At 73.2% G+C, this 18,624-nt stretch carries 13 protein-coding genes and 1 tRNA gene; 9 read left to right on the top strand and 5 right to left on the bottom strand.

What is annotated here, in order from left to right; all coding sequences use genetic code 11:
* Window positions 1–224: 224 nt before the first annotated feature.
* From ACFWI4_RS24605 to ACFWI4_RS24590, 4 genes are all read left to right on the top strand, one after another.
* Window positions 225–1,430 (top strand): DNA polymerase III subunit delta', encoded by a 1,206-nt coding sequence (locus ACFWI4_RS24605; protein ID WP_387199920.1) that lies wholly within the window; start codon window positions 225–227, stop codon window positions 1,428–1,430.
* 150 nt (window positions 1,431–1,580) lie between these two features.
* Window positions 1,581–3,167, top strand: coding sequence for an alpha/beta hydrolase (locus tag ACFWI4_RS24600; protein WP_387199917.1), 1,587 nt, complete (start codon window positions 1,581–1,583; stop codon window positions 3,165–3,167).
* 108 nt (window positions 3,168–3,275) lie between these two features.
* Window positions 3,276–3,352: transfer RNA gene (locus tag ACFWI4_RS24595), tRNA-Thr, on the top strand.
* Between the two features lie 270 nt (window positions 3,353–3,622).
* Window positions 3,623–4,087: a calmodulin-binding protein gene (locus tag ACFWI4_RS24590; RefSeq protein ID WP_387199914.1), complete on the top strand. Its 465-nt coding sequence runs from the start codon at window positions 3,623–3,625 to the stop codon at window positions 4,085–4,087.
* A 57-nt stretch (window positions 4,088–4,144) separates the two neighbouring features.
* On the opposite strand, the gene ACFWI4_RS24585 is transcribed toward ACFWI4_RS24590, so the two are convergent.
* Window positions 4,145–5,707 carry an APC family permease gene (locus tag ACFWI4_RS24585; RefSeq protein ID WP_387199911.1) on the bottom strand — a complete coding sequence of 521 codons (1,563 nt, stop codon included), beginning with the start codon at window positions 5,705–5,707 and terminating at the stop codon, window positions 4,145–4,147.
* Window positions 5,708–5,929: 222 nt separating this feature from the next.
* Here ACFWI4_RS24585 and ACFWI4_RS24580 point away from each other — a divergent pair, with 222 nt between their 5' ends.
* The 3 genes from ACFWI4_RS24580 to ACFWI4_RS24570 all read left to right on the top strand — a co-directional run bounded on the left by ACFWI4_RS24580 (window position 5,930) and on the right by ACFWI4_RS24570 (window position 11,925).
* Complete coding sequence (locus ACFWI4_RS24580) at window positions 5,930–6,379, top strand: DUF3052 domain-containing protein (RefSeq protein WP_387199908.1); 450 nt, start codon at window positions 5,930–5,932, stop codon at window positions 6,377–6,379.
* A gap of 125 nt (window positions 6,380–6,504) precedes the next feature.
* Window positions 6,505–7,419 carry a glycosyltransferase family 2 protein gene (locus tag ACFWI4_RS24575; RefSeq protein WP_385398651.1) on the top strand — a complete coding sequence of 305 codons (915 nt, stop codon included), beginning with the start codon at window positions 6,505–6,507 and terminating at the stop codon, window positions 7,417–7,419.
* Window positions 7,420–7,734: 315 nt separating this feature from the next.
* Window positions 7,735–11,925, top strand: a complete 4,191-nt coding sequence (locus ACFWI4_RS24570) for a BTAD domain-containing putative transcriptional regulator (RefSeq protein ID WP_387199904.1) — start codon at window positions 7,735–7,737, stop codon at window positions 11,923–11,925.
* A gap of 37 nt (window positions 11,926–11,962) precedes the next feature.
* Here the strand turns inward: ACFWI4_RS24570 and ACFWI4_RS24565 are convergent, their stop codons facing one another.
* Both ACFWI4_RS24565 and ACFWI4_RS24560 read right to left on the bottom strand, forming a co-directional pair.
* Window positions 11,963–13,648 (bottom strand): bifunctional 3'-5' exonuclease/DNA polymerase, encoded by a 1,686-nt coding sequence (locus ACFWI4_RS24565; protein ID WP_387199901.1) that lies wholly within the window; start codon window positions 13,646–13,648, stop codon window positions 11,963–11,965.
* Between the two features lie 118 nt (window positions 13,649–13,766).
* Window positions 13,767–14,513, bottom strand: a complete 747-nt coding sequence (locus ACFWI4_RS24560) for a Clp protease N-terminal domain-containing protein (RefSeq protein ID WP_387199898.1) — start codon at window positions 14,511–14,513, stop codon at window positions 13,767–13,769.
* A gap of 153 nt (window positions 14,514–14,666) precedes the next feature.
* On the opposite strand from ACFWI4_RS24560, the gene ACFWI4_RS24555 reads away from it, so the two are divergent.
* A complete protein-coding gene (locus ACFWI4_RS24555) occupies window positions 14,667–15,794 on the top strand; it encodes a DUF2786 domain-containing protein (protein ID WP_387199895.1) in 1,128 nt (375 codons plus the stop codon).
* A 246-nt stretch (window positions 15,795–16,040) separates the two neighbouring features.
* Here ACFWI4_RS24555 and ACFWI4_RS24550 read toward each other — a convergent pair whose 3' ends face one another.
* A complete protein-coding gene (locus ACFWI4_RS24550; protein ID WP_387199892.1) occupies window positions 16,041–16,595 on the bottom strand; it encodes a DUF4232 domain-containing protein in 555 nt (184 codons plus the stop codon).
* A 289-nt stretch (window positions 16,596–16,884) separates the two neighbouring features.
* Window positions 16,885–17,391 (bottom strand): hypothetical protein, encoded by a 507-nt coding sequence (locus ACFWI4_RS24545; protein ID WP_387199889.1) that lies wholly within the window; start codon window positions 17,389–17,391, stop codon window positions 16,885–16,887.
* A gap of 601 nt (window positions 17,392–17,992) precedes the next feature.
* On the opposite strand from ACFWI4_RS24545, the gene ACFWI4_RS24540 reads away from it, so the two are divergent.
* Window positions 17,993–18,277, top strand: a complete 285-nt coding sequence (locus tag ACFWI4_RS24540; RefSeq protein WP_037625978.1) for a DUF397 domain-containing protein — start codon at window positions 17,993–17,995, stop codon at window positions 18,275–18,277.
* Window positions 18,278–18,624 lie beyond the last annotated feature (347 nt).

Below are 18,624 nucleotides of genomic sequence, written 5' to 3'. Positions count from 1 at the left end.
GGCCGGCTCGATCGCCCCGGCCACCCCGGTGACCCGGTACCCCTGGTCCGCCCCGGCCGCCGCGGCCCCGTGCCGGCCGACGGCTCGCGGCCGGCGGCGGTGGATGTGGATGCCGTCGCCGGTTGCCCGTCCGGCGGAGGACGGGCGGTGTGCTCCGGTTGTCAGTGGCGACCCGCACAATGGACGACACGAGACAAAGCGCGTGCGACGGAAGGGCGGAACCCATGCCTGTGTGGGACGACCTGGTGGGCCAGGAGAAGGTGAGCGAGCAGCTCGCCGCCGCCGCCCGTGACGCCGACGCCCTCGTCACGGCGGTCGCCACCAGCGCCCCGCCCCCCGAGGCGTCCAGGATGACGCACGCCTGGCTGTTCACGGGCCCGCCCGGTTCGGGCCGCTCCACGGCGGCCCGCGCGTTCGCGGCCGCGTTGCAGTGCGTGAGCCCCGACCGCGCGCTCGGCGGGATCCCGGGCTGCGGATTCTGCGACGGCTGTCATACGAGCATGGTCGGCACGCACGCCGATGTGGAGATCGTCCGCACCGACCTGCTCTCCATCGGCGTCAAGGAGACCCGCGAGCTGGTCCGGCGCGCCCAGCTGTCCCCCGCGGGCGGGCGCTGGCAGGTCATCGTGCTGGAGGACGCGGACCGGCTCACCGAGGGCGCGGGCAACGTCCTGCTCAAGGCGGTCGAGGAGCCCGCTCCCCGCACCGTCTGGCTGCTGTGCGCGCCGTCCATCGAGGACGTGCTGCCCACCATCCGCTCCCGCTGCCGCCTGCTCACCCTGCGCACCCCTCCGGTGGAGGCCGTCGCCGACATCCTGATCCGCCGCGACGGCATCGAACCCGACGTCGCCGCGGCCGCCGCGCGGGCGACGCAGGGCCACATCGGGCGCGCCCGCCGTCTCGCGACGGACCCCAGCGCCCGTCAGCGCCGCGCCGCCGTCCTCAAGCTCCCGCTGCGGGTCGACGACGTCGGCGGCTGCCTCAAGGCCGCCCAGGAGCTGATCGACACGGCGGCGGAGGACGCGAAGCAGCTCGCCGAGGAGGTCGACGTCAAGGAGACCGAGGAGCTGAAGACGGCGCTCGGCGCGGCTCAGGGCGGCCGGATGCCCCGGGGCACCGCGGGCGTCATGAAGGAGCTTGAGGACCGGCAGAAACGCCGAAGAACGCGTACGCAGCGCGACAGCCTGGATCTGGCCCTGATCGACCTCACCGGCTTCTACCGCGACGTGCTCGCCCTCCAGCTCGGCTCCCGTCTGGCCATCGCCAACGTGGAGGCAGGGGACGCCCTGGAGCGGCTGGCCCGCGGCAGCTCGCCGGAGTCGACGCTGCGCCGTATCGACGCGATCGCCGCGTGCCGTGAGGCGCTCGACCGCAACGTCGCCCCGCTGCTCGCGGTGGAGGCGATGACGATGGCGCTCCGCGCGGGCTGACGCGCCCCGTCGCAGCCTCTGGGCCACCGCGCGGCCCCTTGACCGGGTGCCGCGACGGTCACGGTGACCGGCCGGTTGACCGGGTCACTCGTACGAGCCGGTTACCCGACTGAAGGTGATCGATCCGTCACGCAAGGTTAGGCTCGCGGGATGCACATGAGGCGCACCACACGGCCGATCCGACCCCTCCGTGCGAGCGGCGTGCTGCTGGCCGCCGCGGCGCTGCTCATCTCCGCCTGCTCCTCGTCGGGGAGTTCGACGACGACGGCCGCGACGAGCGAAGCGGTGCTCACCGCGCTGCCGCGGGCCACGCCCTCGGCGCTGGCGCCGTACTACGGGCAGAAGCTGAACTGGCGCAGCTGCGGTGTCCCCGGCTTCGAGTGCGCCACGATGAAGGCGCCGCTCGACTACGACAAGCCGGGCGCCGGCGACGTCAGGCTGGCGGTCTCCCGCAAGAAGGCCACCGGACCCGGCAAACGGCTCGGTTCGCTGCTCGTCAACCCGGGAGGGCCGGGCGGTTCGGCGGTTGGCTACCTCCAGGAGTACGCCGGAATCGGCTACCCGGCGGACGTCCGCGCCCGCTACGACATGGTCGCCGTCGACCCGCGCGGAGTGGCCCGCAGCGAGCCCGTCGAGTGCCTCAACGGCCGCGCGATGGACGCGTTCACGCAGACGGACACCACACCGGACAACGGCCGGGAGACCGACCAGCTCGTCGAGGCGTACAAGAAGTTCGCCGAGGGCTGCGGCGCGCACTCGCCCGAGCTGCTGCGGCACGTCTCCACGGTCGAGGCGGCCCGTGACATGGACATCCTGCGGGCGGTGCTCGGCGACCAGAAGCTGACGTACGTGGGGGCCTCGTACGGGACGTTCCTCGGGGCGACGTACGCGGGCCTCTACCCGGACCGGGTGGGCCGGCTGGTGCTGGACGGGGCCCTCGACCCGTCCCTGGACTCCCGCAAGCTCAACGAGGAGCAGACGGCGGGGTTCGAGACGGCGTTCCAGTCCTTCGCGAAGGACTGCGTGCGGCACACCGACTGCCCGCTGGGCGACGCCGGGACCGGCCCGGACGAGGTGGGCCGGAACCTGAAGGCGTTCTTCCAGCAGCTGGACAAGGAACCGATCCCGACGGGCGACCCGGACGGCCGCAAACTCGGGGAGGCGCTCGCGACGACCGGGGTCATCGCGGCGATGTACGACGAGTCGTCGTGGCCGCAGCTGCGGGACGCGCTCACGTCCGCGATGAAGAAGAACGACGGCGCCGGTCTGCTCGCCCTCTCCGACAGCTACTACGAGCGGGACGCCGACGGCCGGTACGCGAACCTGATGTCCGCCAACGCCGCCGTGAACTGCCTCGACCTGCCGCCCGCCTTCTCCGGCCCGGGCCAGGTGGAACAGTCGCTCCCCGCCTTCGAGAAGGCGTCCCCCGTGTTCGGCGAGGGCCTGGCCTGGGCCTCGCTCAACTGCGCGTACTGGCCCGTCAGGAACACCGGCGAACCCCACCGCATCGAGGCGAAGGGCGCGGCGCCCATCCTCGTCGTCGGCACGACCCGGGACCCGGCGACCCCGTACCCCTGGGCCCAGTCCCTGGCCTCCCAGCTCTCCTCCGGCACCCTCCTGACGTACGTGGGCGACGGCCACACCGCGTACGGGCGAGGCAGCACCTGCATCGACTCCGCGATCAACCGCTACCTCCTCCAGGGCACCCCTCCGGAGAAGGGAAAGCGCTGCTCATAGCCCTGCCGGGCACCCGCGGAACCCCCGCCCCGGGGCGTGTACGGAGCACCCCGGGAAACTGTGTAGACTTACCGACGTTGCTGATCGCACCATAGGTGTGGACAGCGCGCCGCCTTAGCTCAGATGGCCAGAGCAACGCACTCGTAATGCGTAGGTCTCGGGTTCGAATCCCGAAGGCGGCTCCAGCGAAGCCCCAGGACTCACTCGCCGTGACCTGGGGCTTTTGCTTTTACCGGATCAGGATTCGGATCCCGTGGCTGGCGTGGGTGCGAGCGGCTCGGCGGTGCCGGGCTTCCGGTTCCGACCCGTCGTGGTCATGGGTCACGGCATTCGTACGGTCCTCACTCTCCGCGACGCGCGTCGCGACCTCGGCGTGATTACGCATCGTGACTGATTGAATATGCCCGGTGACTAGTCGTGACGTGCACGACGCCCGTAACCGAGGAGAGAACCCCATGCGACGCGTGCTCACCAGGGCGGCCGGTCTGGCCGCCGTCTGCGTGCTGGCCTTCGCCACGGCACAGCCCACCCAGGCCGACACCCTCAGTAGTTCGCCCGGCCACGTGGCCGCCGAGCAGCCCGCGTACTTCGTGATGACCGACGTCACGCATGAGCAGTTCGTCGTCAAGCTGACCGAGCCCGCGGACATCGAGCACGCCCGGGAACTCGTCAGCGGGGAGACCACCGACCGTCCCCATCTGCTCGCCCGCATCGTGAAGCGGACGGCTCCCTACAACCCGCGCTGGAGCTACCACACCAACCCCGACACCACGCAGTTCTTCGATCATGCGATCGAAGTCTGTGACGCGACCATCCCGTACGTCGAAGAGCACCTCGACGAGGCCGGCGGAGCCTTCCTGCCCGGTCTCGTCTGGTGCGACTGGAGCTCGCGCCTCGTCAGGGAGATCCCCACGCCGTAGGTGAGCGCCGACGCCGGCCGGCGCCGTGTCCCGCGGCGCCGGCCATCGCTCCGTCCCTCAGTGGCCGCTCGGGTCGTGGGACGAGACGGGGATCGTCTCCTTGTGGAAGTAGGACGGGCGGAACGCGCTGTACGCGAACATCAGCACCGCCCCGAGGAGAAGCGCGCCGACGCCGGTGACGAAGACGCCGCCGAGCTGCCGGTGCGGCGGGAACGGCAGGGTCCACGAGGTGCTGCCGTAGTCGGCGGCGGCGTACACGATGCAGGCGTTGACGAAGAAGTAGAGCAGCATCAGACCGCCCAGGCCCGGCATGATCCCGCGGGTCCACAGGTCGCGGGGGCTGCGGGTGAGGACCTTGCGGTAGTACCAGACGCAGGCGAAGCCCGTGAGCCCGTAGTAGAAGGCGATCATCAGCCCGACCGAGCCGATGGAGTCGGCCAGGACGTTCTCGCTCACCCGGGTCAGGATCACGTAGAAGACGATCGAGGCCAGGCCCATGCCCACGGTGGACCAGGTCGGCGTCAGGAACCGGGGGTGGATGCGGGCGAAGCGCTGCGGGATGGCCTTGAACGCCGCCATGGACAGGGTGGTGCGGGCCGTCGGGAGGATCGTCGTCTGGGTGGAGGCCGCGGCGGAGGTGAGGACCATGACGATCAGGAGCTTGGTGGCGACCGTGCCCCAGCCCCCGGTGCCGAAGACCTCGGCGCCGAGACTGGAGAGGACGTCTCCGGAGTTGTCCGGGTTGGCCAGGCCGACGCCCTTGTCGCCGACTCCGGCGAAGGCCTGCGCGGACGTGGTGACCAGGACGTAGACGAGCAGCAGGATGACGGTCGAGATGACGGCCGCGCGGCCGGGCGTGCGGTCGCGGTCGACGGTCTCCTCGTTCACGGACACCGCGGTGTCCCAGCCCCAGTAGATGAACACGCCGGCGAGGATGCTCTTGGTCAGGTCGTCGAACGAGTTGATCTCGAACGGGTTGAACCAGGACCACGAGATCTCCGAGGAGGAACCCGGCGCCGTCCCGCCGTACACCTTGACCAGCGCGGTGATCGCCAGCAGGAACAGCACCACGATCTCGATGGTGAGCAGCGCCTTCTGGAGATTGGCCGAGAGTTCGATGCCGATGTAGCAGATCAGGGTCATCAGGGCGATCCACAGGACGCCCACGAAGGTGACCCAGAAGGTGTTCTGCGCCAGCCCGTCCGCGCCGATGAGCTGGAAGCCGTACGCACCGGCGATCTGCGCCAGATTGGCCATGACGATGATGTCGGCCGCGACGATGCCCCAGCCGCCCAGCCAGCCGGTACGGGGACCGAAGGCGCGGGCCGCCCAGGTGAACGTGGTGCCGCAGTCGGGGTCGGCCCGGTTCAGTTCCTTGTAGCCGTAGGCGATCAGGAACATCGGGATGAACGCCATGATGACCACGATCGGCGACTGGAAACCCACGATCCCGACGATGACCCCGAGGGTCGCCGCGAGGCTGTAGGCGGGCGCCGTAGAGGCCAGCCCGATCACCGTGCTGGAGAACAGGCCCAGGGCGCCCCCCTTGAGGCCCTTGTCCGTGGTGCCGGGGCCCAGCGGAGGCAGGGGTGCGGGCGGCGGTACGGATGGTGAGCTCATGGCGCCCTCCGGAACCTGGTGGCGCCCGCCGGGGTGGACCGGGCGCGCGCTGTCCCCGGCCCGGGAGCCTGGACGTCCCGCGGTTTCACCGGGGACGCCCGGGGAGCCGGGCCGCTCCCACCAGCATGAACCCGCTCGCCGACAACCGGTAGTCGAACGGCTCCGGGTGCGCCGGTCGGGTGTACGGGGGCGGGCCGGGCCGCGCGGTGTCATCCTGCGGGGATGACGGGAACGGGCGCGGCGGGCGGCGGGTACTCCGGTACCCCGCTGGCCCGGAAGATCGGCATCAAGGCGGGGCACCGGGTGCGGCTGGTCGACGGGCCGCCCGACTGGGAGATTCCCGGCCTGCCCGAGGGCTGCGAGATCGGGGAGGGCGGGCCGGAGGGAGCAGACGTCACCGTCGCCTTCTTCCGCGAGCGCGCCGACCTGGCCGCGCGGGCGGCCGGGCTGGCCGCGGACCTGTCCGACGCGGCCCCGCTGTGGATCGCCTGGCCCCGTCGCGCGGCCGGGCACCGCAGCGACATCACCGAGAACGATCTGCGGGACCTCTTCCTGCCCCTCGGGGTCGTCGACGTGAAGGTGGCGGCGCTGGGAGAGGACTGGTCGGGCCTGAAATTCGTCCGTCGCAGGGAGAACCGCGGGGCGAACCGCGGGGAGAACCGGGGCGCCTGATCGCGGACGTATGACCGCAGACCAGGACGTACGTACGGCTGACGTATCCGTGTACCCGAGGGAGTACTTGAGGGGGCGTCCCGGTGAACGACTAGCATCGCGGCACAGTTGTCGGCCGGGATGGGGTGGGTGTCGTGTCACACGCGGAGGAGGGGCCACGGATCGCCGTTGCCGTCGTGACCATGGGCAACCGGCCCGTCGAGGTCGACGCGCTGCTCACCTCCGTGGCCAAGCAGGACGTGGCGCCGGCCCGGATCGTGATCATCGGCAACGGCTGCCCGCTGCCCGAGTTCGCCGAACGCCTCGGTCTGCCGGGCGAGGTGACGACGATCGAGGTGGACGACAACCTCGGCTGCCCCGGTGGCCGGAACGTGGGCCTGAGCCGGCTGCGTGAGTTCGGGGACGTGGACGTGGTCGTCGAGCTCGACGACGACGGGCTCCTCGTCGACGCCGACGTGCTGCGCAAGGTCCGCGACCTGTACGCCTCCCGGCCGCGGCTCGGCATCGTCGGCTTCCGCATCGCCGACGAGAACGGCGAGACGCAGCGCCGCCACGTGCCGAGGGTCGGGGCCAAGGACCCGATGCGCGGGGGACCGGTCACCGGATTCCTCGGGGGCGGGCACGCCCTGTCCATGCCGATGCTCGCCGAGACCGGGGACTGGCCCGCCGAGTTCTTCTTCGCGCACGAGGAGACCGACCTCGCCTGGCGCGCGATCGACGCCGGCTGGACCGTGCTGTACGAGCCGGAGCTGCTCCTCCAGCACCCGAAGACCTCGCCGGCCCGGCACGCCATCTACTACCGCGTGACCGCCCGCAACCGGGTCTGGCTCACCCGCCGCCGGCTTCCCCTGGCGCTGATCCCCGTGCACCTGGGCATCTGGATCGTGCTCACGCTGCTGCGGACGCGGTCGGTCGGCGGGCTGCGGGCCTGGTTCGGCGGATTCGCGGAGGGGCTGCGGCGGTCCGGCGGGGAGCGGCGCCCGATGCGGTGGCGGACGGTCTGGCGGCTCACGCGTCTCGGCCGCCCGCCGGTCATCTGAACCTCGTACGGGGATCCCGTACGAGGGCCCAGGACGGACGGAGGCCCCGGTCGATCACCTCGACGACCGGGGCCTCTCACGTCCCCGGATCCGGCCGCGGCGGCGACACTCCCCCGAGTTACGCGTAGTACGCGCGCACCGTCGGGCCAGATCCGATGGAATGATCACATCAGGCCACGCCAACGGATCGCTAACATGAGGCCAACGGTTCCCTCGGGAACGATCACTTGACCGGCGTGAACCCGTCCTTGCGGGCGCGAAACCGCCGAGGTGCGCGGCCGGTACGGGCCGGGCGGAAAGGCGTGGGGCGGCGAGATGCGGAACGGGCTGCGGTTCGGACTGCTGGGGCCGCCGGTCCTGTACGACGCCCATGGCGAGGTCGGCTCGATCGGCAGCCGCAAGACGCGTGCCCTGCTGGCCGCGCTGCTCCTCGAACCGGGCCGGGTCGTCTCCGTCGACGCGCTCAAGGACGCGCTGTGGGGCGGGGCGCCGCCCGCCTCCGCCCAGGCGTCCCTCCAGAACCACGTGACCCGGCTGCGCCGGCTCCTCGACGATCCGGAACGTCTGCGGGCGGTACCGCCGGGGTACGTCCTGCGGGTCGCCGAGGGCGAGTTGGACGTCCGCGTCTTCGAGGGGCACGCCGCCCTCGCGCGCGACGCGCACGCCGAACGCGACTGGGAGCGGGCGCTGCACGAGTCCACCGCCGCGCTCGCGCTGTGGCGGGGCGCCCCGCTCGCCGGCCTGCCGCCGGAGACCGGCGGACACGCACTCGTCCAGCGGCTGGAGGAGGCACGGCTGCTCGTTCTGGAGTGGGGGTACGAGGCGGAGCTCGGCCTGGACCCGACGGGCTCCCGGCTGGACCGGCTGGCGCCGGAACTGGCCGCCCGCACCGCCGAGCATCCGCTCCGCGAGTCGTTCCACCGGCTCCTGATGCTCGCCCTGCACCGCGCCGGACGCCAGGCCGAGGCGCTCGCCGTCCACCGTGACCTGCGGGCCCGCCTGCTCGACGAACTCGGTGTCGAGCCGGGTCCGGCCGTGCGCAGGGCCCACCTGGAGATCCTCCGCGCCGACGACCGGGACCCGGCCGAGCCCCGCTCCGGCGGGACCGCCGGCCCGGGGACGGGCTGGATTCCGGGCAGGGGAGAGGACCGCAGGAAGGGCGGCGACCGACGCGGGTCGGCGAGGGGCCCGAGGGGCTCGGGCGGCCCGGGAGACAGGGCCGAGTCCGGGGACGGCTACGGCCGTCGCTACGAGGGGGCTGTCCCGGACGGGAGTGTCGGCCGGGCCGGCTTCGTCGACGGGGGCGAGGGCGAGGGCGGGAACGGGAACGGTGACGGGTACGGCGGTGTCGGCCGTGCCGGGAACGCGGGCCGGGCCGGCGAGAACGGCCGTGGACAGGGGAGCGTGGGCCGGGACGGCACCGGCGACGGGGACAGGGACAGGGACCGCGACGGCACCGGCCGTCGGGACGGTGGAGGTCACCGTGACGGCGCCGGTCGCGACGGCGGTTCCGGCCAGGACCGCGCCGGCGGCAGGGGCAGCGGCGCTGACGGCGAGGGAATCTCCCGTCTTGCCGGGAACGCGGGGCGGGACGGCGGTTCAGGCCAGGACCGCGTCGGCGACAGGGGCAGCGGCGGTGACCGCGACGGCATCTCCCCGTGGGGCGGGAACGCGGGTCAGGACCGCACCATCGGCCGCCACCACAGCGCTGACCGGGCCGGGAACGCCGACCGGGACACGGACTTCGGCCGAGAGGCCGACACCGGCCAGGACGACACCACGGCCCGCGACGGCAACGAAGGCCGGGACGCGCACGCCGGGCGGGACGGGAACGTGGGCCGCGACGGGGATGCCGGGCCGGGCGGGAACGTGCGCCGCGACGGGAACGCCGGGCCGGACGGGAACGCCGCGCGGGGCGGGAGCGTGCGCCGCGACGGGAACGCCGAGCGGGACGGGAACGTAGGTCGTGATGGAGAGCGTGGCCGGGGCGGGCGGGACCGCAGGGACGGGGACGGCGGTCCGGACGAGGACGTCGAGTCGGCGGACCCCGCCGTCGGTTCCGACCGCGCCGGGCGGGACGCCACCGCACCGCCCAGGCCCGCCCAACTCCCGCCGCCCCCCGCACACTTCACCGGACGAGAGGACGTCCGCGACCGGCTGCTGCGGATCCTGAACCCGGAGGAAGCGGCCCGCCCGGAGGACGGCCCCGGCGACCGGGCGTCCGGGGACGCGTCCACCGGGCCCGACCGTGCCACGACGACCGGTGCGGCGAGCGAGGCGACCACCGGGCCGACGGCCGGTGCGGCGACCGGACGGACGGCCACCGGAGCGACCGACCCCGCCCGGAGCGACCCGTACGCCCGGCCCCACGACGGCGGCGCCGCGACCGGCATGCCCCGCGTCGCGGTGATCAGCGGGATGGCCGGCGTCGGCAAGAGCGCGCTCGCGCTCCATGTCGCCCACGGACTGAGGGAACGATTCACCGACGGCCAGCTCTACGTGAACCTGCACGGAGCCACCCCCGGCATGACCCCGCTCACCGCGGGCCAGGCACTCGCCGCTCTGCTGCGCGACCTGGGGGCGGAACCCCGCCGCATCCCCGAACACCCGGACGCGGCGGCGGCGTTGCTCCGTTCGATGCTCGCGCCCACCCGCACCCTGATGGTGCTGGACGACGCGGCGCACGCCGCCCAGGTGCGCCCGCTGCTGCCGGCCGGCCCGGGCTGCGCGGTGATCGTGACCAGCCGCTCGCCGCTCGCGGCCCTGGACGGCGCCGACCGCTTCCCGCTCGCGCCGCTGACGGACGAGGACAGCGCGGCCCTGCTCCGCGCGGTCTCCGGCCGCCGGGACGGGCTCGACGGAGGCCACCCCCTCGTCGGGCTCACCGGCGGGCTGCCGCTCGCCCTCCGGGTCGTCGCGGCCCGCCTCGCCGCCCGCCGCGCCCTGACCCCCGACGTCCTCGCCGGTCAACTGGCCGCCACCGAAGGGCGGTTGCACCACCTGGAGTACGACGACCTGAGCGTGCGCCGTTCGCTCGCCGTCGCGCACGACGCGCTGCGCGCCTCCGAGCGGGAGGCCGACCGGGACGCGGCACTCGCCCTGTGCCGGATCGGCGCGCTGGACCTGCCCGCGTACGGAGCCGTCCTCGTCGCCCGTCTCACCGGCACCGACGAGCGCCGCGCCGAGGCCGCGCTCGACCGCCTGGTCGATGTCGCCCTCCTGGAGGAGACCGCGTACGGGCGGTACGCGCCGCACGACCTCGTACGGGACTTCGCCCGGGAGATCGCGGGCGCCGCGGAGTGCTCCCTCGCGACGGCGGCCGCGCGCGCCGGGGCGGGCACCACGGACGGCGACGACGCCCAGGCCGGTGCAGTGCCGTCCGGCCATGACACGGCGGTCGCCGAGAACGCCCTGCGCTGGTACGCCGGTGTCGCCGCCCGCTCCATGGAGGCGATCCTCGAACCCGGCCTCGACCGCGAGGACCGCGGCCGGCCGACCGCCTCGCAGCCCTCGGACCACGCGGCGGACGTCGCGGCCACACCCCCGTTCCGTTCCGCGCGGGAGGCCTTCACCTGGGGTGACACGGAGCTGGCGAACGTGGTCGCGCTGGCGGAACGTCACGCGTACGCCTCCCCGTACTTCCCGCTGCTGGCCCGCCTGCTCAACCCGTACGTCCAGCGAAGCGGCCGGGTCGCCGAGCTGGAGGTCCTTCAGCGGGCGGCCCTCGCGGCGGCCCGCCTGCTCGGGGACGAGGCGGCCGAGGCGTACGCGCTCGGTGACCTCGGCGGACTGCACTTCATGACGGGCCGGGTGGGCGAGGCCCTGACCCTGAACGACGACGCGCTCGCGATCTGGAGCCGCCTCGGGGTGCGCTCCTGCCAGCGGCGGGCCCTGAACAACCGGGGCATGCTCCTCGAATCCCTCGGCCGTCACGCCGAGTCCGGTGAGGCGCTCCTCCAGAGTCTCCAGTTCTCAAGGGAGTTGGGCGACCCGCACATGGAGGCCATCACCTACAGCCACCTCGGCAACCTGTACGAGCACACCGACCCGAGGGCCGCCATCGATCACCACAAGCGCAGTCTCGCCATCGGCGACGCCGTGCAGGACGTGATCATCCGGCACTCCGCGCACTGCAACATCGGCTACGCCCATCTGACGCTCGGCGAACCGGCCGCCGCCGTACCGCACTTCGAGGAGAGTCTGCGCATTCTCGGCGGCCACGGCGACTGGCACGGCGAGTCGCAGACCAGGCTCGGTCTGGTGCGGGCGCTGCGCGGGGTGGGGCAGGGGGAGCGGGCCGCGCGCGAGTGCGAGCTGCTGCGGTGCCGTGCCGACCGGCGCGCCGACCGCTACACCGGAGGCCTCGCCCGTCACCAGGCGGGCCTGCTGCTGGAGGAACGCGGCGACCTCGAAGCGGCCCGCCAGGAGTGGATGTCCGCCCTGGAGGCCCTGGAGGACACGGACAGCCCGGTGACCGGCGAACTGCGGGAGCTGCTGGCTCCGTAGCTCCGCCGTCGGCCCGACGGCCCGAAGGCCGGGCGGCTCATTTCGCGTCGGCGTAGCACTGGACGACCGCCGTCGTGAACGGGAAGCGCACCGGTGTCTCTCCGAAGGTGAGGCGGCCCGCGAGTTCGGCCGCGTCACGGATGGCGGCCACCACGGTGTCCGCCTCCTCGGCGGGACAGTGCACGATCACCTCGTCGTGCTGGAAGAAGACCAGCTCGGCGGCGAGCCCGGAGCAGGTGCGGCGCAGTGCCGCCAGCACCAGCAGGGCCCAGTCGGCGGCGCTGCCCTGGACGACGAAGTTGCGCGCGAACCTGCCTCGGGCGCGGGAGTCGGAGGACGCGTAGCCCGGAACCCAGCCCTGGTCGCCGCCGGTGTCGGCGGGCTCGTCCTGCGGGATGCCCGCCTCCTCCCCGTCGCCCGCGCCGGCAGCCGGAGGACAGGTCCGCCCCAGCCAGGTCCGCACCAGGCGCCCTTCCTCGCCGGCCCGGGCCGCGTCGTCGACGTAGGCCACGGCCTTGGGGAACCGGCGGCGCAGCAGCGCGAGGTTCTTCAGGCCGTCGCCGGACGTCTGGCCGTAGACGGCGCCGAGCACGGCGAGTTTGGCCTGGGCCCGGTCGCCGGAGAACGCCCGGTCCGACACGGACTGGTAGAGGTCGCTCTCCCGGCCGGCGACCTCCATGAGGCCGGGGTCGCGGGAGATGGCCGCGAGGACACGCGGCTCCATCTGGTCGGCGTCGGCGACGACCAGCCGCCAGCCGGGATCGGCGACCACGGCACGCCGGATCACCTTGGGGATCTGGAGCGCGCCGCCGCCGTTGGTCACCCAGCGTCCGGTGACGGTCCCGCCCGGCAGGTACTCGGGCCGGAACCGTCCGTCGCGCACCCAGTCCTGGAGCCAGGACCAGCCGTGGGCGACCCAGATGCGGTACAGCTTCTTGTATTCGAGCAGCGGTTTCACGGCGGGATGGCCGATCGACTCGATCTCCCACCGCCGGGTGGATCTGACCTTGATCCCGGCCTGCGCGAACGCCTTGACGACGTCGGCCGGCAGATCGGGTCTGACCCGTCTCCCGAAGGCGGCGGACACCTCCTCGGTGAGCTCGGCCAGCCGCCGGGGCTCACCGCCCCCGGTGTACCGGTCGCCGAGCAGCTCGTGCAGCACGTCACGGTGGACGCCCGCGCTCCACGGCAGCCCCGTCCGGTTCATCTCGGCGGCGACCAGCATCCCCGCGGACTCGGCGGCCGTGAGCAGCCGCATCCGTTCCGGGTGCGCGGTGGCGTCGTGGCGGCGCTGCTGGTCGGCGTAGACCGCGAGGAGATCCGCCAGCGGCAGACGCACCGGGGAGGGTTCGAAGAGGGAGGAATGCGAACCGGGTTCGGCGGAACGCTGTGGCGGGTCCGGCGGCACGGGGCCGCCGCGCAGTCTCGCCAGCGCGGCGGCCGCCGACCGGGGCTCGCCGAGCCGCCCCTCGTGTCCGAGCAGCAGGGTCTCGGCGGCCTCCACGTCGTAACACCGCTCCACTCGCACCCCCGTGGCGAGCAGACGCGGATAGACGTCGGCCGTCGACCGCCACACCCACCGGCTCACGTCCGGCCGGGTGCGTACGGCCTCCGCGAGGTCCGCCTCCCGGCGGACCTCCCCGGCGGGCAGCCCGTCCGGGCCGAGGGCGGCGATCTCGACACCGCCGTCCTCGGCCGGCGCGAGAGCCCAGCGCTCGGTCATGCTTCCGAGTCTCGCAGGAGGGTCTGACAACGGCCGCGAGCACGCCGGGAGGGAGGAAGACCGGGCGCTGTCCCGGGGGTCCGGACGGGTCCGGACCCCCGGCTTGGTCCGCCGGGTCCTACTGCTCCTTCTGCTCCTCCTGCTGTCCCGGTCCCGCGATGATCTCCAGCACGCGCGCGATGTAGGCCTCCGTCGCCGGCTTGTCGATGCCGAGGCCGCTGAGAACGCCCTCGCCGTTCTCGAACTCCAGCAGGGCGAGCAGGATGTGCTCGGTGCCCACGTAGTTGTGGCCGAGGCGGAGGGCCTCGCGGAAGGTGAGCTCCAGGACCTTCTTGGCGGCAGGTCCGTACGGGATCAGCTCGGGGACCTCGTCGGCGGCGGGCGGCAGGGCGGCGAGGGCGGCCTCGCGCACGGCGTCCAGGGTCACGCCCTGCGCGGTGATCGCCTTCGAGGCGAGCCCCTCGTCCTCGAAGAGGAGGCCGAGGACGAGGTGCTCGGGCAGTCCCTCCGTGTTTCCGGCGGTCTTCGCCTCGGTGTGCGCGGCCATGACCACGCTCCGCGCGCGGGGGGTGTAGCGGCCGAACCCCTGGCTGGGGTCCAGGTCCGTCTCCGCCTTCGGCACGAACCGCTTCTGCGCCGCCTGCCGGGTGACGCCCATGCTCCTGCCGATATCGGTCCAGGACGCTCCCGAACGGCGGGCCTGGTCAACGAAGTGCCCGATCAGATGGTCGGCCACGTCGCCCAGGTGATCCGCCGCGATGACCGCGTCCTGGAGCTGGTCGAGCGCGTCGGTGTGCACCTTCTTGATGGCCTCGATGAGGTCGTCGAGACGCACGGACGCCTTGCCTGGTGAGTTCGTCGTCATGTGTCAACGTTAGGTTGACAGTCGCCAGGTGTCAACCCGATGTTGACAGTGCGAAAGTCTCGGCCCGCCCTTTGTCCACAGGGTGTGGACGAGCGAACGGCCCCGGCCCGGGGCGTACGCGGACCCCCGCCCCGCCCGTGACACGATCGGGGGATGAGTACGTCCAGCACCGTGGAGCGCGCCTTCGCGGCCGCCCTCTACGCCGAGTCCGACGCGGCCCTCGACACCGGAGCCTCCGTGCTCGCGGCGGACCCGGCCTCCGACGCCGAACTCGCCCGGCGCGGTGCGGAGTTCGTCGCGGCGGCCTGGCGGCGCGGCTGGCAGCCCGCGGACGTCGTACGGATCGTGCGGCGCGACCTGGACGACGTACACGTACGCCTGCTGATCTCCTCGATCCTCACGGAGGCGGAGGGCGAGCACGTGCCCCGGGGTGCCCGCTGGGCCGCCCAGCTGGAGGAGCTGGGGGCCGAGCCGCACGACGTACGGACCGACCGGTTCTCGCGCGCCACCGCGACCCTGGAGCTCTACCGTCTGCTCCTGCGCCTCCCCTCCATCGAGCCGCTCGACCCGCCCACGGCACCGGTCACGGCCTCCGCACCGCAGGAGACGCGGATGCTCACCCGTATCCGCGCCCTGCTCGCCAAGGCGGAGGCGACCGGGTTCCCGGAGGAGGCGGAGGCGCTCAGTGCCAAGGCGCAGGAACTGATGGCCCGGCACAGCATCGACGAGGCCCTGCTCGCGGCCCGGACGCACGCGAAGAACGCGCCCGGTGCCTGCCGGGTCGGCGTCGAGCCGCCGTACGAGACGGCCAAGGCGGTGCTCCTGGACGCGGTCGCCGGGGCGAACCGCTGCCGGGCCGTGTGGAACGACGCCCTCTGCTTCTCGACCGTCGTCGGCTTCGAAGCCGATCTGGAGGCGGTCGAGCTCCTCTACACCTCGCTCCTCGTCCAGGCCACGGCGGCGATGACGAAGGCGGAGGCGGCGCAGCGGGCGGGCGGCCGCAAGCGCACGAAGACCTTCCGGCAGTCGTTCCTGGCCGCGTACGCGCACCGGATCGGCGACCGGCTCGCGTCGGTCGCCGAGGAGCAGGTGACGGCCACGGAGGGGGAGCTGCTGCCGGTCCTGGCCGCCCGTGACGTGGCGGTCGCCGACCATCTGGACCGGATGTTCCCGGAGACGGTGACCACACGGATGCGCGGGGTCACCGACGAGGCGGGGTGGCACGAGGGCGCGGCGGCGGCGGACCGTGCGCAGGTCCGGGGCCGGCGCCCGCTCCCGTAGGGCCGAGGCTCCGGCGGGAGCGGGCGCCCGTCTTCGCGGGAACGCGGCGCCGGTACGGAGGCGCCACTCGGCCGCCCGGCCCGCACTGCCGCCGTCGACGGCCGCCCGGCGGATGCCGTCAGTCGCCCGGCGGACGCGCTCAGCCGACCGGCGGGCAGGGTCGGTCTCCCGGTGTGGACGCGGTCAGCCGCTCGGTGGACGCGGTCGGTCTCCGGGCGGGTCCGGTCGGGCGCTCGGCGGGTCCGGTCAGTCGCCCGCGGGCTGGAACGCCGTCACGGAGGCGTTCGGCTCGCTCGCCGATCCCTTGCCGGCGAGCGGGCCGTACGACCAGGGGAAGCTCTGCGTGGTGGCGGCGCCGGGCAGGGCGATCTTCAGCGTCTTCGCGGCGAGGGTCTTCGCGTCGCCCTCCGCGCCCCGGACGTAGGTGATGGTGAAGGACGCGGTGTCGCCCTTGGCCAGGGTCAGCGCCTCCGGTGCCGCGGACTTGTCCGCCGGGATCGCCGCGGAGACCCCGCCCGCCGCCACGGTGAGCCCGGGGAAGCCCTCCAGGGTGCACCGGGCGCCCTTGTTGGTGAGGGTGACCGGGACGTTCCCCGTGTCCCCGGCGGCCGTGGCGGCGTTCGCGGGACCGACCTGGATCCCGGTGTCGCCGATCGCGCAGGCCGCGGCGCTGGCCTTCTTCGCCGAGCCGGAGGCGTCACCCGACTTCCCCGACGTGCCGGTGCTGCCGGAGCCGCCGCCGCAGGAGGTCAGGGAGAGGGCCGCCGCGAGGACGGTGACGGCGATGGGCAGAGCGCGCATGGGTTCCCCTGGGAGTCGTGACGATGTGCATGGATCATCACGCACTCCGGCCCACCGAGGTTGCCCACCCCCGGCGGTTCACCCCCACGGGACCGGTATCGCCCGATATTGTCCGCGGACGTTCCCGCCCTTGTCCGCGGACGTTCCCGCCGTGCCGGAATGGGCCGACGCGACGCCACGGGTTCGAGAGCGGGTGACCGGGTGGTCCGGAGGCCGCCCGACCAGGTGCCCCGAAGGCCGGGCGGGCCGGTGATCCGGAGCCGGGCCGGGCGGGTGCCGGGCCGGTGGGTCAGGAGCCGAGGCTCGCCGTCGGCAGCCCCGTGGGCAGCTTCCCGCCCACGCTCTTGGTGTACGTCTCCTTGCCGAGGCCGCCCGACCAGGTGACCGTCAGACTCGTACCGCTGACCGAGTCGACCATGCCGACGGCCCGCTTCTTGCTGCCGTCGGTGCAGGCGAGACGGATCATCTGCATGCCCGCCTCGTCGGACTCGGTGCCGCTGCACACGGTGCCACCGGTGGCGAACAGGCCCGCCTGCTTGCCGTTGATCATGAGGACCACGGCCTTGCCGCCCGCCGTGGTGAGCCAGCTGCCCTGGAGCTTGCCGCCGCCGGCCGAGGGAGCGCCGGAGCCGCCGCCCGTACCGGCGCCGTCCGTCGCGGACGCGCTCGGGCTCGCCGAGGGGGTCCCGGACCCGTCGCTCCCGCTGCTGCAGCCGGTCAGCACGAGCGCCGCCGCCAGTCCGGCGGTCGCGGCCGCTGTGCGCGCGTGGCGGGACGGGAAGGTCGCCGTGGTCACTGAAGCCCCCAAGGGTGGGATGGATGCGGGTCGCCCGAACGATCGCAGCAAGCTATCAGGAGGGCCGAAGGAGACCGTCGGGGATCCGGGGTGCGGTTGCTCACGGGTGCTCACCCGGCCGGGGCGTAAACCCTCCGGTGCCGCTGACGTGCTCGTTCTCGCCCGCGGGCCCCGGCGGACGCCGAGGTCCGCCGACCCGGCGGGCGCACGCGGCGATCCGCTGACCGGACCATTAGGTGAACCCTGGAACAGTAAGGGCGCGGTATGCGTCTCTTCCTAGTACACGCGGGATCCGATCCGGACGATCCCGCACGGATGCTGGCGCGGAAGATCATGTACGGGGGGCGGGAATCGCATGTGACGCGATTTCCGGGGAACGCGCTTGACCGGACACGGGCCGTACCGGACTCCGGTGAGGCGCGGGCCGTAGTCGGGCGGACGACAGCCGGTAGTCAAGGGCCGGTAAAAGCTGTAACCGCAGGACCACCCCGCGTGCACGTGCATCTGCCCATGCATCTGCACATGAACAGAGCTATGATCCGAGTCAGTTGACTACTGCATCTATGGCCACCTCAGCCACTGCACGACCGGGGAGCGACCTGTGGACCACGACGTGTTCGACGTGGATGACGTGTACGACGGTATGGCTGAATTCGTGTACAACGGCATGGCTGCGACCGAGCTCGACGGCGTCGCCTGGCAGAAGAGCCGGCACAGCAACTCACAGGGTTCCTGCGTGGAGTTCGCGCGGCTGCCCGGCGGTGACGTGGCCGTGCGGAACTCGCGGTTCCCCGAGGGGCCCGCGCTCGTCTACACGCGCGCCGAGATCGAAGCCATGCTCCTGGGCATCAAGGACGGCGAGTTCGACCACCTGATCGCGGGCTGACCGCCGTGACCGCGGTCCGACCCGGCCGGGCCGGCCGCACGAGGGTCGGCCGCACGAGGGTCGGCCGCACGAGGGTCGGCCGCACGAGGGCCGGACGGCGATGTGCCGGCCACGGATGTGCCGGCCACGGAGGTGCCGGACGGCGAAGTGCCGGACGGCGAAGTGCCCGCCGCGGAGGCAGCGGCCACGGAGCCGCCGGCCACGGAAGTGCCGGACGCGGGACCTGCGGCGTCAATCAAGGGTGAGCTTCACTCTGCGTTCCGTAACGCGCGTAGAACCGCGGCGCCAAAAGGCGCCCCGGTTGGCTACACGGGGGTGGGGGCGGCCCGGTGCGGCCGGGGGCCCCG

Origin of the sequence: Streptomyces sp. NPDC127038, assembly GCF_042725875.1 — a bacterium.
GTDB lineage: Bacteria > Actinomycetota > Actinomycetes > Streptomycetales > Streptomycetaceae > Streptomyces.
Note: the sequence above shows the minus strand (reverse complement) of the source record. Positions and strands in the feature narration are given on the sequence as shown.